This window comes from Pseudomonas sp. FW215-R2, assembly GCF_058789255.1.
Genome location: NZ_JBYTBO010000023.1, coordinates 57,473 through 72,138 on the forward strand (window position 1 = coordinate 57,473; position 14,666 = coordinate 72,138).

Below are 14,666 nucleotides of genomic sequence, written 5' to 3' on the forward strand. Positions count from 1 at the left end.
AAGGACTTCAATCAGTCCGGTACGACTTCAGGCGCTTCCCGAGGCGCAGGCGCCGTCAGTGAAGTGATCTTGATCAGCAGGGCCAGGTGGCCGTTGTCCAGGTAGTTGAGCTGGCCGTTTTTGGTGTGGCTTTCCTGTTTCAGGCGTTCGCTGGCGGTGACCATGCCATTGGCGTCGATCTGGTTGACCCAGAAGTCGGCGTTCACGTCGGTGAAGCGCCCGAGCTTCATTTCGATCGTGCCCTCGATGGGGAACTGGCCGAACTGCTCCTGACCTTCGCTGACCGCGACCTTCGCCGGCGTCTCGCCCAGTGTCTGCTGCCAGGCTTTGTGCATCAGCACGCTGTACTCGCCGCTGGCGGTGAGTTTGGTGGCGACGTCGTTCAGCGCGGTGGTGCGCTTGCTGTCATCACCCAGGCGTTGGGCGCCTGCGGCCCAGTCTTCGGGTGCGGCACGGCTGACGATGGCCGGCACGGCGTTCTGGCGCACCAGAATCATTTCGACCTGATACAGGTCATCGGCAAACACCGAGGGCGCTACCAGAGTCAGTAGCAAAGTCAGAGAGCGAAACAGGCGCATGCGGCGTCCTTCAAGCAGTTTTCGGGATGAGGCGCTCGAACAGCGCCTCCACAGTATTAAAGCGCTCTTCCGGGCGCTCCATCGGCACCTGGAACTTGAACATCGTGGCGCCTTCGAATTTGTAGCGTTTTGGCTGACTCTGGATCAGTTTGATCAGGGTCATCGGATCGACCGGCGTCTGCGCCGCGAACTCGATGCGTCCGCCTTGCGGGCCGCCATCGACTTTCTTGATGCCCAGCTGTTCAGCCTGCAATTTCAGCGCCGTGATGCGCACCAGATTTTTGGTCGGTTCCGGCAGCAGGCCGAAGCGGTCGATCATCTCCACTTGCAGATCCTTCAGGCCTTCCTCGTCGGTGGCCGAAGCGATGCGTTTGTAGAGGATCAAGCGTGCATGCACGTCCGGCAGGTAATCTTCCGGGATCAGCGCCGGCACCCGCAGGTTGACTTCCGGACCGCCGCCGAGCGGTTGATCGAGGTTCGGCTGTTCGCCCTTGCGGATCGATTTCACCGCGCGCTCGAGCATTTCCATGTACAGCGTGAAGCCGACCGCCTGAATCTGCCCGCTCTGTCCGTCGCCCAGCAGTTCGCCGGCGCCACGGATTTCCAGGTCGTTGGTCGCGAGCACGAAGCCCGCGCCCAGATCCTGAGTATTGGCAATCGCCTCCAGGCGCTTTTCCGCATCACCGGTGATCTGCTGGCGTGGCGGAGTCAGCAGGTAGGCGTAAGCCTGGTGGTGACTGCGGCCAACACGCCCGCGCAACTGGTGCAGCTGCGCCAGGCCGAACTTGTCGGCGCGCTCGATGATGATGGTGTTGGCGCTCGGCACGTCGATGCCGGTCTCGATGATGGTCGAGGCGATCAGCACGTTGAAGCGCTTGTGGTAGAAGTCGCTCATCACCTGCTCGAGTTCGCGTTCGCGCATCTGCCCGTGGCCGATGCCGATTCGCGCTTCCGGCACCAGTTCGGCCAGTTCGGCGGCGCATTTCTCGATGGTCTTCACATCGTTGTGCAGGTAATAGACTTGGCCGCCGCGCAGCAGCTCACGCAGCAAGGCTTCTTTGACCGTGCTCTTGTTCTGCTCCATGACGAAGGTGCGCACCGACAGGCGTCGCGCCGGCGGTGTGGCGATGATCGACAGATCGCGCATGCCCGACACCGCCATGTTCAGCGTGCGCGGAATCGGCGTGGCGGTCAGCGTGAGGATATCGACTTCGCTGCGCAGGGCCTTGAGCTGTTCTTTTTGACGGACGCCGAAACGGTGTTCTTCGTCGATGATCACCAGCCCGAGGTTTTTGATCTTGACGTCATCCTGCAGCAGCTTGTGGGTGCCGATGACGATGTCGATGTTGCCTTCGGCCAGCTCGGCCACCGCAGCGTTCACTTCCTTGGTCGACTTGAAGCGGCTCATCACTTCCACGGTTACCGGCCAGTCGGCGAAGCGGTCGCGGAAGCTGTTGTAGTGCTGCTGGGCGAGCAGGGTGGTCGGCACCAGGATCGCCACTTGCTTGCCGCCGTGCACGGCGATGAACGCGGCGCGCATGGCCACTTCGGTCTTGCCGAAACCGACGTCGCCGCAGACCAGCCGATCCATCGGTTTCGGCGCGAGCATGTCTTCGCGCACGGCTTCGATGGTGGATTGCTGGTCCGGGGTTTCCTCGAATGGGAAACCGGCGCTGAAGGTTGCGTAGTCGGCTTTCGGATCGGCAAACGCGTAACCCTCGCGGGCAGCACGACGGGCATAGATGTCGAGCAGTTCGGCAGCCACGTCGCGGACTTGCTCGGCAGCCTTGCGCTTGGCCTTCTGCCAGGTCTCGGAGCCGAGGCGGTGCAGCGGCGCCAGTGCATCATCGCTGCCGGTGTAACGGGCGATCAAATGCAGGTTGGCCACCGGCACGTAAAGCTTGGCGTTCTCGGCGTATTCGAGGGTCAGGAATTCCGCGGCCTGATTGTCGATTTCCAGAATCGTCAGGCCGAGATAGCGACCGACACCGTGGTCGATGTGCACCACCGGCGCACCTTCGCGCAGCTCGGTGAGGTTCTTGATCACCGCGTCGTTGTTGGCGTCGGCGCGTTTTTCGCGGCGGCGACGCTGCATCACGCGCTGGCCGAACAGCGGGCTTTCCGCGACCAGTGCCAGCGCCGGGTCGTCCAGCATCAGTCCTTCGTCGAGCGGGGCAATGGTGATCGCCAGGCGATCCTTGCTCGCGACAAAGTCCGGCCAGCTGTCGACGGTTTTCGGTCGCAGCTTCAAGCGTTCCAGCAATTCCAGCAGCACTTCGCGACGGCCGGCGGATTCGGCGGTGAACAGCACGCGCCCCGGGAATTCGTCGAGGAAGGCGGAAAGCGCGGCCAGCGGTTGCGTGGCCTTGGCTTCGATCGCCAGATTCGGCAAGGCCTGCGCCGGGAAGCGTTCGCGGCCGGCACCGGTTTCCACGTCCTGTTGACTGGCAACCACTCGCGGCCAGTTCTTCAGGCGGGCGAAACAGTCTTCTACCGGCAGGAACAGTTCGGCTGGCGGCAATAAAGGACGCGATGGATCGACGCGGCGCTCTTCATACCGGTTGCGCACGTCGTTCCAGAAGTTTTCCGCCGCTTGCTCGATGCCCGGCAGCGAGAACACCTGGGTGTCCTGGGGCAGGTAGTCGAACAGGGTCGAGGTCTCTTCAAAGAACAACGGCAGGTAGTACTCGATACCGGCCGGCGTGATACCGCTGCTCAGATCCTGGAAGATCGGGCAGCGTCGGAAATCGACGTCGAAGCGCTCGCGAAAGCGCGCCTTGAAGCGGGTGACCGCGTCCTTCTGCAGCGGGAATTCCTTGGCCGGCAGCAGCTTGACCGAATCGACCTTGTCGATGGAGCGCTGGTTTTCCGGGTCGAAGGTGCGCAGGGTTTCGATTTCGTCGTCGAACAGATCGATGCGATACGGCAGTTTGCTGCCCATCGGGAACAGGTCGATCAGTGCACCGCGTACGGTGAATTCGCCGTGTTCGTAAACCGTGTCGACGTAGCGATAGCCGCTGGCTTCGAGCCGCGAGCGCATTTGCTCGACGTCGAGCTTCTGTCCGACATCCAGCACCAGGCTGCTGCCAAGCAGGAACTTGGTCGGTGCCAGACGATGCAGGGCGGTGGTGATCGGCACCACCAGCACGCCATGTTCCAGTTCCGGCAGTCTATAAAGGCTGGCGATGCGCTGGGAGATGATGTCCTGGTGCGGCGAGAACAGGTCGTAGGGCAGGGTTTCCCAGTCCGGGAAATGCAGCACCGGCAAATCCGGGGCGAAGAAACTCAGCTCCTGCTCCAGCCGTTCGGCACTCTGGCTGTCGGCGGTCAGTAGCAACGTGAAGCGCTTGGCAGCGCTGGCAGCCTCGGCAATGGCCAGGCTCAGGGCGGCACCGGGGAGGTTGCCCCAGTGCTGTTTACCTGCCGCGGCAGGGAGAAGCGGTAGACGCAGAACAGGCACGGAAGGTTGAGCTCCAGGCGTTGCGACAAAGTCGGTAATTGTAGCGGCGTCCGGTGCCGCCTGTCAGTTGCAGACTGCGTCTATCTGCGCTGTTTCAGCGAAATGTAGTGGTAACCATAAAAACGAGCACTTTTTTGACGATTATGTAGTGCCGAAAGTGGGCGGTGTTACGGAGGGTTACAGACATCGTCTAACAGTCGTCGAAAAACTGACTGCGCTGAAAGCCCCGGTTTTACTGGGCTGGCGGAGAGCGTTATTTTTTTGGACGGAATTTTGTTACCGTTTGCGCGACAAGCGCGCATTGCTACGAGAGCTTCTCGGCGGCATAATGTAGCCCCTTTTTTCTGCCCCTACATGTGGAAGGTTCCCGTGACTCAGAAGCCCGACCAGTGTCTTGGTGAATGGATCGACCGTGAAGCACTCGCAGAAGCGATGATTCCGCTTATCGGTCAGCTCTACCGCAATAACAACGTGGTGAGCTCGATCTATGGCCGCAGCCTGATCAACCAGTCTGTCATCGCGATTCTCAAAGCTCACCGCTTTGCTCGCCATCGTTCTTCCGACGATAGCGAACTCTCCGTCCACGAAACATTCCCTCTGCTGAAGGCCATGAGCGAGCTCAAGCTCGGCGCGGCTTCGGTAGACCTGGGCAAGTTGGCGTTCAAATTCCGCAACGAAGGCAACGGCCGTACCGCCGAGCAATTCGTTCGTGAAGAAATGGCTGACGTGGTTGGCCAGCAGAACGCTTCGGCCCGCAAAGGCACTGACGTTGTGCTTTACGGCTTCGGTCGTATCGGCCGTCTGCTGGCGCGCATCCTGATCGAAAAAACCGGTGGCGGCGACGGCCTGCGTCTGCGTGCCATCGTGGTGCGCAAAGGCGCCGAAAACGACCTGACCAAACGCGCCAGCCTGCTGCGTCGCGATTCGGTACACGGTTCGTTCAACGGCACCATCACCATCGACGAAGAAAACAACACCATCACCGCCAACGGCAACCTGATCCAGGTTATCTACGCGAAAAACCCTACCGAAGTGGACTACACCCAGTACGGCATCAAAGATGCGCTGCTGGTGGACAACACTGGTGTATGGCGTGATGCCGATGGCCTGGGTCAGCACTTGCAGTGCCCGGGTATCGACCGCGTTGTTCTGACCGCGCCTGGCAAAGGCAAGCTGAAGAACATCGTTCACGGTATCAACCACAGCGAAATCACTGCTGACGACAAGATCGTGTCCGCTGCTTCCTGCACCACCAACGCCATCGTGCCGGTGCTGAAGGCTGTGAATGACAAGTTCGGCATCGTCAACGGCCACGTCGAAACCGTTCACTCGTACACCAACGACCAGAACCTGATCGACAACTTCCACAAGGGCGATCGCCGTGGTCGTAGCGCCGCGCTGAACATGGTAATCACCGAGACCGGTGCTGCCACCGCTGCTGCCAAGGCCCTGCCTGAGCTGGCCGGCAAGCTGACCGGTAACGCGATCCGTGTTCCGACACCAAACGTGTCGATGGCCATTCTCAACCTGAACCTTGAGAAAGCCGCTACCCGTGAAGAGATGAACGAGTACCTGCGCTACATGGCGCTGCACTCCGATCTGCACAAGCAAATCGACTTCGTCAATTCCCAGGAAGTGGTTTCGACCGACTTCGTTGGCTCGCGCCACGCCGGTGTTGTCGACGCTGAAGCGACCATCACCCAGGATAACCGCGTTGTTCTGTACGTCTGGTACGACAACGAGTTCGGTTACAGCTGCCAGGTGATCCGCGTGATGGAAGACATGGCCGGTGTAAACCCGCCAGCCTTCCCGCGCTAAGCCTTAGCCGCAAACAAAAAACGCCCCGACTTTGGTCGGGGCGTTTTTGTTTGTGCGCGATTCAGGTCAGTTGGGGATGGCGGCTTGTGCCGTGCGCAGTTCGTGCTTGTTGCCATGGAACAGCACCAATGTCGCGATCAATCCCAGCACTGCTGCACCGCTGAGCCAGATCCCCGGCGCTGCTTTGTTGTCCAGCACATGAATCAGGTAAGTGCAGGCGGCTGGCGTGAATCCACCGAAGGTCGCGGTCGCCAGGCTGTAGGCCAGCGAGAAGCCGGTCGTACGAACTTCTACCGGCATGATTTCGGTCAGCGCCACCACCATCGCGCCGTTGTACGAGCCGTACAGGAACGACAGCCACAGCTCGACGATCAGCAGATGGCTGAAGCTCGGGTTCGCCACCAGCCACGACAGCGCCGGGTAAGCGGTCAGAATTGCCAGAATCGTCGCCGCCAGCAGCAAGGGTTTGCGACCAATCTTGTCAGACAGTGCGCCCATCACCGGCAGCCAGAAGAAGTTCGACAGTCCGATGCACACCGTCACCAGCAGCGCATCGAAGTCCGACAGGTGCAGTTCCGCCTTGCCGAAGGTCGGGGTGTAGGCGGTGATCAGGTAGAACGACACGGTGGTCATCACCACCAGCGCCATGCCTGCGATGACAATGCCGAAGTTCTGACCGATCGAACGGACGATTTCCTGCAGGGTAGGGCGGTGTTTACGTGCCTGGAATTCCGGCGTTTCCTCCAGGGAGCGACGAATGACGAAGATCACCGGAACAATCATGCAGCCGATCAGGAACGGCACACGCCAGCCCCAGTCGCCCATCTGTTCCGGGCTCAGCCAGTGGTTGAGGCCGACGCCGAGCAGACCGGCGAATACCACCGCCGCTTGCTGGCTGGCGGACTGCCAACTGACGAAGAAACCCTTGCGGCCTGGCGTGGCGATCTCTGACAGGTACACCGACACACCGCCCAGTTCCACGCCGGCCGAGAAGCCCTGGAGCAATCGGCCGAACAGCACGATCAGCGGCGCTGCAACGCCAAGGGTGGCGTAGCCCGGCACGCAGGCGATCAGCACCGTACCGGCCGCCATCAGCGCGAGGGTGATGATCAGGCCTTTGCGACGGCCGTGACGGTCAATGTAGGCACCGAGGAAAATCGCCCCCAATGGACGCATCAGGAAACCTGCGCCGAACGTCGCCAGTGCGAGCATCAGGGAGGCGAAGGCGCTGTCGGTGGGGAAGAAGGTCTTGGAGATGGCTACGGCGTAGAAGCCATAGACCATGAAGTCGAACATTTCGAGAAAATTGCCGCTGACAACGCGAAAAATCGCTTTGCCTTTGCCCGTGGTGGAGGACATGTTCAGGTACTCACTTTTTTGATTTTGTATGAAAGCGTTGCATCCGTTTGGGAGCTAGCGGGCTCTGTGGTCATAATGGCGGGCTCGGTTTTGCTCGGAGATGAAGAATTGTTAACTGGACGATGGGTAGTTTTCGTGATTCTTCTCGGTGTTTTGTCTGGCTGCGGCTCCGGCGACTCGATGGAGAGCTTCGGCGGCCCGACCATGGGCAGCACTTATTCGATCAAGTACGTGCGCCGCGCCAATCTGCCTGCCCCTCAGGATGTCCGCGTCGAAGTCGAGAAGATCCTCGCCGACGTCGACCAGCAGATGTCCACCTACCGTGCGGACTCCGATATTTCGCGCTTCAACGCGTTACCCGCCGATCGCTGTCAGACCATGCCGGCGCCGATCCTCGAATTGGTCAGGGTTGGTGAGCAGCTGTCGCAACAAAGCGAAGGTTCCTACGACCTGACGGTGGAGCCACTGCTCAATCTCTGGGGATTCGGTCCGCAGGGGCGTGAGGAAAAAGTCCCGAGCGAGGCGGTGCTGGCTGAAGTGCAGAAACGGGTGGGCTACCGGCATCTGCGTGTCGATGGCGACCAGTTGTGCAAAGACGCGGCGGTCGAAGTCGATTTCAACAGCATCGCTGCCGGGTATGCGGTCGACACCATTGCCGCGCGGCTCGATGCCATGGGCATTCATGATTACCTCGCCGAAGCCACGGGCGAGCTCAAGGCGTCCGGCAAGAAACTCGATGGCTCGCCATGGCGCATCGCATTGGAAGAACCCCGTGACGATCAGCAGGTGGCGGAGCGCGTCATCAACGTCGATGGCTATGGCCTCTCCACGTCCGGCGACTACCGCAACTATTTTCAGCAGGATGGCCGGCGCTATTCCCACACCTTCGATGCCCGCACCGGGGCGCCGGTCCTACACGATCTGGCGTCGGTCACGGTAATTCATCCTTCAGCGTTGATGGCCGATGGACTATCGACACTGTTGCTGATTCTCGGGCCGGAAAGGGCCTGGGACTATGCCGAAAAACACGACATTGGTGCATTCTTTGTGATTCGTGCCGATACAGGTTTCGTCACCCGCACCAGTCAGGCTTTCGAGCGGCTCAGTGGCGCAAAAGTTGACTGAAGACAGTACGAAAACTGGCGTTGTAGTGCAGGCAAAAGTAGCCTACGACGCGACCAAGGGTTAATGTGCGCGGCGTTGACGCTTCTATAGACTGTGTCCGGGTTTTCTACTGGCCCCCAATTGTTCCTTCGCGCCGCCGTTCGGCGTGATTTAGCCGCCGGTGCTGCTGGCACCGCGGCCTGTTCTGAGGAGTACGCATGGCTGTCTACAACTACGACGTGGTGGTATTGGGTTCCGGCCCGGCGGGAGAAGGCGCGGCAATGAACGCCGCCAAAGCAGGGCGCAAGGTGGCGATGGTCGACAGCCGTCGTCAGGTCGGCGGTAACTGCACCCACCTGGGCACCATCCCGTCCAAGGCCTTGCGTCACTCGGTGCGGCAGATCATGCAGTTCAACACCAACCCGATGTTCCGCGCGATCGGTGAGCCGCGCTGGTTCTCCTTCCCGGACGTGTTGAAAAGCGCCGAGAAAGTCATCTCCAAACAAGTCGCTTCGCGTACCGGCTACTATGCCCGTAACCGCGTCGACGTGTTCTTCGGCACCGGCAGCTTCGCCGACGAGCAGACCATCGAAGTGGTCTGCGCCAACGGTGTGGTCGAGAAACTGGTGGCCAAGCACATCATCATCGCCACCGGTTCGCGCCCTTATCGCCCGGCGGACATCGATTTCCACCACCCGCGTATCTACGATAGCGACACCATCCTCAGCCTCGGCCACACCCCACGCAAACTGATCGTTTACGGTGCCGGCGTGATCGGTTGCGAATACGCTTCGATCTTCAGCGGTCTGGGTGTACTGGTCGAGCTGGTGGACAACCGCGGTCAGTTGCTGAGCTTCCTCGACTCGGAAATTTCCCAGGCGTTGAGCTACCACTTCAGCAACAACAACATCACCGTGCGCCACAACGAAGACTACGACCGCGTCGAAGGCGTGGACAACGGCGTGATCCTGCACCTGAAGTCCGGCAAGAAGATCAAAGCCGACGCCTTGCTCTGGTGCAACGGCCGGACCGGCAACACCGATCAGTTGGGTCTGGAAAACATCGGCGTCAAGGTCAACAGCCGTGGCCAGATCGAAGTCGATGAGGCCTACCGCACCTGCGTGCCGAACATCTACGGTGCCGGTGACGTGATCGGCTGGCCGAGCCTGGCCAGTGCCGCCCACGACCAGGGTCGCTCGGCGGCCGGCAGCATCGTCGACAATGGCAGCTGGCGCTTCGTGAATGACGTGCCGACCGGCATCTACACCATTCCGGAGATCAGCTCGATCGGCAAGAACGAGCAGGAACTGACCCAGGCCAAAGTGCCGTACGAAGTGGGCAAGGCGTTCTTCAAGAGCATGGCGCGTGCGCAGATCGCCGGCGAGCCGCAAGGCATGCTGAAGATCCTGTTCCACCGTGAAACCCTGGAAGTGCTGGGCGTTCACTGCTTCGGTTATCAGGCATCGGAGATCGTGCACATCGGTCAGGCGATCATGAACCAGCCGGGTGAGCTGAATACCCTGAAGTACTTCGTCAACACCACGTTCAACTACCCGACCATGGCCGAAGCCTATCGGGTAGCGGCGTACGACGGCCTCAACCGGCTTTTTTGACGGGCTCCGGCCGGTGGCCTGAGCCGGCCGGGGAGACCGATTTCAGCTATTCCCAAGGGTGGCAGTGGCCAAACCGGGAAAGTCTGTAATCAGGCTGTCAACGCCGAAGTCGGCGAGTCTGCGCATCAGCGCAGGCTCGTTGACGGTCCACACCGACACGTGCAGCCCCTGACGCTGCGCCTTCTGCAGGCGTTCCGGCGTACACAGCGTCCAGTTCAGCGCGAGAATCTCGCAGCCATAACTCTGAGCGACCTTCAACGGGTCGAGCCAGGCGTATTCGGCCACCAGGCCGCGCGATACGTCGGGCACCAGATCCAGTGCAGCTTTCAATACTTCCCTTGAACTCGAGGTGATCGTCACCTTGTCGAGCAGCCCGTGCCTGACCGCCATTTCACGGATGGCCAGCACGGTGGTCGCGGCGCGGGTGCGTGAAGCGCTTTTGACTTCGAGCTGCCAGTGATCGAAATCACATTGCTCGAACAGTGCTTCCAGCGTCGGAATCGGACACGGCTTGATCCAGCCCGGGCCGCCCTTGCGGGCGTCGTAGGTCACCAGATCGGCAGCAGAGTGCTCGACCACCTTGCCACGGCGCTCGGTGGTGCGCTTGAGGGTCGGGTCGTGGATGACCATCAACTCACCGTCCTTGGACAGGTGCAGGTCCAGTTCGCAACGGCGTACGCCGTGCTTGAGACATTCCTGAAAACTGGTCAGGGTGTTTTCCGGTGCTTCGCCCTTGGCGCCGCGGTGGCCGTAGATAAGGGTCACGGTTCTTCCTTAATTAAATGCCTGATTCGTTCTGTTCGCGGGCCAGACGTCGTTCCTGTGCCTGCTTTTGCAAGATATAGCGGGCGAGCAACTGGCGCTGGGCATCGGTCAAGTGTTCGAACTCGGTGCCGATGTCGTAGCCGTCGCCCTTGCGGTCGCAATGGGTCACCCGGGCGCGCAGCAACAGGCCAAGCGCCTGGGGCATCAGCACCAGTTTGACCGACAGGTGGGCGCCGGTGGCGATCGGGGTCGGGTACTGAAAGTCGATGCCGCCCTCGGAGATGATCACTGGCTGCGGCTCGCCGATGTGGCCGAGCACGGTCAGGGCGACCACCTGGCTGAGCAGGTCAATGCGTTTGTTCTGGGATTTCAGGAACGCGGCGATGGCGCGGTCACGTTCACTGATCTGGCGCAGCAGGTGCTGCGACTCGAATTCGCTCAGGTGCAGTTCGCTGAGCAGATTGAACAGTGGGGAAGCATCCTGCAACACTTCCTGGCCTGCGGCTTCGGGAGCGGACAGGGGCCTAATTTCCAGTGCGATCGTGTCCTCGATACGGTAGTATTCGCGGCGATCTTCTTCATCTAATGTCGACATGGCGAACCCATGGTAGCGGCGGTGGTCTGAGTGTAAAGCTGGTTATCGACCCCCGCCACAAGGACGTTCCTTTTCCCTCCGAACAAGCCCCGACATGTTCAGACCTCTCTTCGTATTTATCGGCACGCGTTATACCCGTGCAAAGCGTCGCAATCATTTTGTGTCATTCATTTCCCTGACTTCGATGATCGGGCTCGCCCTTGGCGTGGTCGTGATGATCGTGGTGTTGTCGGTGATGAACGGCTTCGATCATGAGATGCGCACCCGCGTGCTGGGCATGGTGCCCCACGCGACCATCGAGTCCGGTGAAGCCATCAGCGACTGGCCGAGCCTGGCCGCCAAGGTCAAGCAGAACCCGCAGGTGGCGGCCGTCGCGCCGTTCACCCAGATGCAGGGGCTGCTGACCAACAACGGCCAGGTGTCCAAGGTGTTGCTCAATGCCATCGATCCGGCGCTGGAGCGCAACGTCTCGATCATCGACAACTTCATGAAGCAGGGCAAACTCGACGACCTGACGCCGGGCAGCTTCGGCATCGTGATCGGCGACAAGGCCGCGACCAAGCTCGGCGTGGGCATCGGTGACAAGATCACCTTCGTCGCACCGGAGGTCAGCGTGACGCCGGCCGGGATGTTCCCGCGCATGAAGCGCTTCACCGTGGTCGGCATCTTCCATGTCGGCGCCGGCGAGCTGGACGGTTACCTGGGCGTGACCAACCTGCAGGATCTGGCGAAGATGCACCGCTGGAAGCCTGATCAGGTGCAGGGCCTGCGTCTGAAGTTCGACGACCTGTTCCAGGCACCGCGTGAAGCGTGGAACATCGCTCAACGGCTTGGTGAAGACCATTACTACGCCCGCGACTGGACCCGCACCCACGGCAATCTGTATCAGGCGATCCGCATGGAAAAAGCCATGATCGGCCTGCTGTTGCTGCTGATCGTCGCGGTTGCCGCGTTCAACATCATTTCCACGCTGGTGATGGTGGTGAACGACAAGAAGGGCGACATCGCCATTCTGCGCACACTGGGCGCCACGCCGGGCACGATCATGCGCACGTTCATGGTGCAAGGCACGGTGATCGGTGTGGTCGGTACGGCCATCGGCGCCGTGGTCGGGATCTTTGCCGCGCTCAACGTCAGCGCCGCGATTTCGGCCCTTGAAGGCGTGATCGGACATAAATTCCTCAACGCCGACGTGTATTTCATCGATTACCTGCCGTCGCAGGTGCAGAGCCAGGATGTGATCATGGTCTGCGCCGCTGCGTTGGTCCTGAGTTTCCTCGCCACCCTGTATCCAGCCTGGCGTGCCGCGCGCACCCAGCCGGCGGAGGCGCTACGTTATGAGTGAGTCGGGCATGAGTGAAAAAGCAATCTTGAGCTGCCGCAACCTGGGCAAATCCTACGAGGAAGGCCCGGAATCGGTAGAAGTACTGGCCGGTCTGCAACTGGAGTTGCATCCGGGCGAGCGTGTAGCGATTGTCGGTACCTCGGGTTCGGGCAAAAGTACCTTGCTCAACCTGCTGGGTGGCCTCGACACGCCGACCAAGGGCAGCGTCTGGCTCGACGGCGAAGAACTCTCGGCCCTCAGCGAGAAGAAGCGCGGCCTGCTGCGTAACCGCTCGCTGGGCTTCGTTTATCAGTTTCACCACTTGCTGCCGGAATTCACCGCACTGGAAAACGTCTGCATGCCGCTGCTGATCGGCAAGACGCCGATCCCGGAAGCGCGTCAGCGCGCCACCGCGTTGCTGGAGCGAGTCGGTCTGGGCCATCGTCTGGAGCACAAACCAGCCGAACTGTCCGGCGGTGAGCGTCAGCGTGTGGCGATTGCCCGTGCGCTGGTCAACAAGCCTGGCCTGGTGATGCTCGACGAGCCAACCGGCAACCTCGACTCCCACACCGCACAGGGCATACAGGACTTGATGCTGGAACTCAGCACGTCGATGCGCACGGCGTTCCTGGTGGTGACTCACGACATGAACCTGGCTCGCCAGATGGACCGCGTCCTGCATTTGCAGGAAGGTTGCCTGACCCCTATCTGACGGCTTGAAACCCGATGCCTGAAAAGGCCTCGGGTCTTTTATTTTTATACGGTGCCCCAGCGAATGTTCAGACCGTTATCGATCTTTATCGGCACGCGCTATACCCGCGCCAAGCGCCGCAATCGCTTTGTTTCGTTCATTTCGATGACCTCGATGATCGGTCTCGCCCTCGGCGTGCTGGCGATGATCGTGGTGTTGTCGGTGATGAACGGCTTCCAGCGCGAAATGAGCTCGCGCATCCTCGGCATGGTGCCCCACGCGACCATCGTTGGCGTCAAGCCGATCGATGACTGGCAACCGGTGGCTGCCGCAGCCCTGAAAAATCCCGAAGTGACCGCCGCCGTGCCGTTCACCGAGATGGAAGGCATGCTGTCCTACAAGGGCATGATGCAGCCGATCCAGATCAGCGGCGTCGACCCGGCCCAGGAAGGCAAGGTGTCGATCGTTGCGCAGCACATCGTGCAGGGCCGTCTCGACGCCTTGAAACCGGGCGAATTCGGCGTAGTGCTGGGTGAGATCACCGCCCGCCGCTTCCGCCTGAACGTCGGCGACAAGATCACCCTGATCGTGCCGGAAGTCAGTACCGCGCCGGGCGGCATTACCCCGCGCATGCAGCGTTTGAACGTGGTCGGTGTGTTCAAGGTTGGCGCCGAGCTGGACGGTTCCATGGGCCTGATCCACGTCGCCGATGCCGCGCAGATGCAGCACTGGGAACCGAATCAGGTGCAGAGCGTGCGCCTGGCGGTGAAAGACCTGTACGCCGCGCCGAAGGTCTCGTCGGACATCGCCACCGGTCTCGGCACTGACTTCAAGGCTGACGACTGGACCCACACCCAGGGCAGCCTGTTCAGTGCGATGAAGATGGAAAAAACCATGATCGGCCTGTTGCTGCTGATGATCGTCGCGGTGGCGGCGTTCAATATCATCGCGACCCTGATCATGGTGGTGAACGACAAGGGCGCGGACATCGCGATCCTCCGCACCATCGGCGCCACGCCACGGCAGATCATGGCGATCTTCATGGTGCAGGGCACGGTGATCGGGATTGTCGGCACCATCATTGGTGGTGTGCTCGGCGTGATTGCGGCGCTGAACGTCTCTGAATTGGTGGGCTGGATCGAGCGAGTCTCCGGTCAGCACATCTTCAGTTCCGACGTTTACTTCGTCAGCAACCTGCCATCGGAATTGCAGGGTGGCGACGTGCTGCTGATCTGCTCGGCGGGCTTCATCCTCAGCTTCCTGGCCACCGTTTACCCGGCCTGGCGAGCGGCGAAGATCGAGCCGGCGCACGCGTTGCGCTATTCGTAAGTTCCCCCGTTGAGGCCGGCATTGCCGGCC

At 60.8% G+C, this 14,666-nt stretch carries 11 protein-coding genes; 6 read left to right on the forward strand and 5 right to left on the reverse strand.

Annotated features, from left to right (window positions below; all coding sequences use genetic code 11):
• Positions 1 to 11: 11 nt before the first annotated feature.
• Entirely contained in the window at positions 12 to 578 is a 567-nt protein-coding gene (locus AC3WRD_RS25330; RefSeq protein WP_096822086.1) for a CsiV family protein, read from the reverse strand.
• Between the two features lie 10 nt (positions 579 to 588).
• Positions 589 to 4,038 carry a transcription-repair coupling factor gene (gene mfd, locus AC3WRD_RS25335; RefSeq protein WP_102621842.1) on the reverse strand — a complete coding sequence of 1,150 codons (3,450 nt, stop codon included), beginning with the start codon at positions 4,036 to 4,038 and terminating at the stop codon, positions 589 to 591.
• Between the two features lie 354 nt (positions 4,039 to 4,392).
• Between mfd and AC3WRD_RS25340 the strand changes: the two genes are divergently transcribed.
• Positions 4,393 to 5,856 carry a glyceraldehyde-3-phosphate dehydrogenase gene (locus AC3WRD_RS25340; RefSeq protein WP_096822084.1) on the forward strand — a complete coding sequence of 488 codons (1,464 nt, stop codon included), beginning with the start codon at positions 4,393 to 4,395 and terminating at the stop codon, positions 5,854 to 5,856.
• 66 nt (positions 5,857 to 5,922) lie between these two features.
• On the opposite strand, the gene AC3WRD_RS25345 is transcribed toward AC3WRD_RS25340, so the two are convergent.
• Positions 5,923 to 7,215, reverse strand: coding sequence for an MFS transporter (locus tag AC3WRD_RS25345; protein WP_096822083.1), 1,293 nt, complete (start codon positions 7,213 to 7,215; stop codon positions 5,923 to 5,925).
• 75 nt (positions 7,216 to 7,290) lie between these two features.
• On the opposite strand from AC3WRD_RS25345, the gene AC3WRD_RS25350 reads away from it, so the two are divergent.
• Positions 7,291 to 8,340, forward strand: coding sequence for an FAD:protein FMN transferase (locus tag AC3WRD_RS25350; protein ID WP_102621841.1), 1,050 nt, complete (start codon positions 7,291 to 7,293; stop codon positions 8,338 to 8,340).
• Positions 8,341 to 8,537: 197 nt separating this feature from the next.
• Entirely contained in the window at positions 8,538 to 9,932 is a 1,395-nt protein-coding gene (gene sthA, locus AC3WRD_RS25355) for a Si-specific NAD(P)(+) transhydrogenase (RefSeq protein ID WP_007984277.1), read from the forward strand.
• 42 nt (positions 9,933 to 9,974) lie between these two features.
• On the opposite strand, the gene AC3WRD_RS25360 is transcribed toward sthA, so the two are convergent.
• The gene (locus AC3WRD_RS25360) at positions 9,975 to 10,697 is read right to left on the reverse strand and encodes a glycerophosphodiester phosphodiesterase (RefSeq protein ID WP_096822081.1); all 723 of its coding nucleotides are present in this window, start codon (positions 10,695 to 10,697) and stop codon (positions 9,975 to 9,977) included.
• Positions 10,698 to 10,710: 13 nt separating this feature from the next.
• Complete coding sequence (locus AC3WRD_RS25365) at positions 10,711 to 11,292, reverse strand: PilZ domain-containing protein (protein WP_096822080.1); 582 nt, start codon at positions 11,290 to 11,292, stop codon at positions 10,711 to 10,713.
• 94 nt (positions 11,293 to 11,386) lie between these two features.
• Here AC3WRD_RS25365 and AC3WRD_RS25370 point away from each other — a divergent pair, with 94 nt between their 5' ends.
• The 3 genes from AC3WRD_RS25370 (at position 11,387) to AC3WRD_RS25380 (ending at position 14,636) form a co-directional block, all read left to right on the forward strand.
• Positions 11,387 to 12,637 carry a lipoprotein-releasing ABC transporter permease subunit gene (locus AC3WRD_RS25370; protein WP_096822079.1) on the forward strand — a complete coding sequence of 417 codons (1,251 nt, stop codon included), beginning with the start codon at positions 11,387 to 11,389 and terminating at the stop codon, positions 12,635 to 12,637.
• A 7-nt stretch (positions 12,638 to 12,644) separates the two neighbouring features.
• Positions 12,645 to 13,328, forward strand: a complete 684-nt coding sequence (gene lolD / locus AC3WRD_RS25375) for a lipoprotein-releasing ABC transporter ATP-binding protein LolD (protein WP_169844077.1) — start codon at positions 12,645 to 12,647, stop codon at positions 13,326 to 13,328.
• A gap of 63 nt (positions 13,329 to 13,391) precedes the next feature.
• Complete coding sequence (locus tag AC3WRD_RS25380) at positions 13,392 to 14,636, forward strand: lipoprotein-releasing ABC transporter permease subunit (protein WP_096822078.1); 1,245 nt, start codon at positions 13,392 to 13,394, stop codon at positions 14,634 to 14,636.
• Positions 14,637 to 14,666: the final 30 nt, after the last annotated feature.

Bases quoted from the DNA above. Each gene is read 5' to 3' on its own strand.
- AC3WRD_RS25370 (WP_096822079.1), top strand. From the start codon at position 11,387: ATGTTCAGACCTCTCTTCGTATTTATCGGCACGCGTTATACCCGTGCA.
- AC3WRD_RS25345 (WP_096822083.1), bottom strand. From the start codon at position 7,215: ATGTCCTCCACCACGGGCAAAGGCAAAGCGATTTTTCGCGTTGTCAGC.
- lolD (WP_169844077.1), top strand. From the start codon at position 12,645: ATGAGTGAAAAAGCAATCTTGAGCTGCCGCAACCTGGGCAAATCCTAC.
- AC3WRD_RS25380 (WP_096822078.1), top strand. From the start codon at position 13,392: ATGTTCAGACCGTTATCGATCTTTATCGGCACGCGCTATACCCGCGCC.
- AC3WRD_RS25365 (WP_096822080.1), bottom strand. From the start codon at position 11,292: ATGTCGACATTAGATGAAGAAGATCGCCGCGAATACTACCGTATCGAG.
- AC3WRD_RS25350 (WP_102621841.1), top strand. From the start codon at position 7,291: ATGGCGGGCTCGGTTTTGCTCGGAGATGAAGAATTGTTAACTGGACGA.
- AC3WRD_RS25340 (WP_096822084.1), top strand. From the start codon at position 4,393: ATGTGGAAGGTTCCCGTGACTCAGAAGCCCGACCAGTGTCTTGGTGAA.
- sthA (WP_007984277.1), top strand. From the start codon at position 8,538: ATGGCTGTCTACAACTACGACGTGGTGGTATTGGGTTCCGGCCCGGCG.
- AC3WRD_RS25330 (WP_096822086.1), bottom strand. From the start codon at position 578: ATGCGCCTGTTTCGCTCTCTGACTTTGCTACTGACTCTGGTAGCGCCC.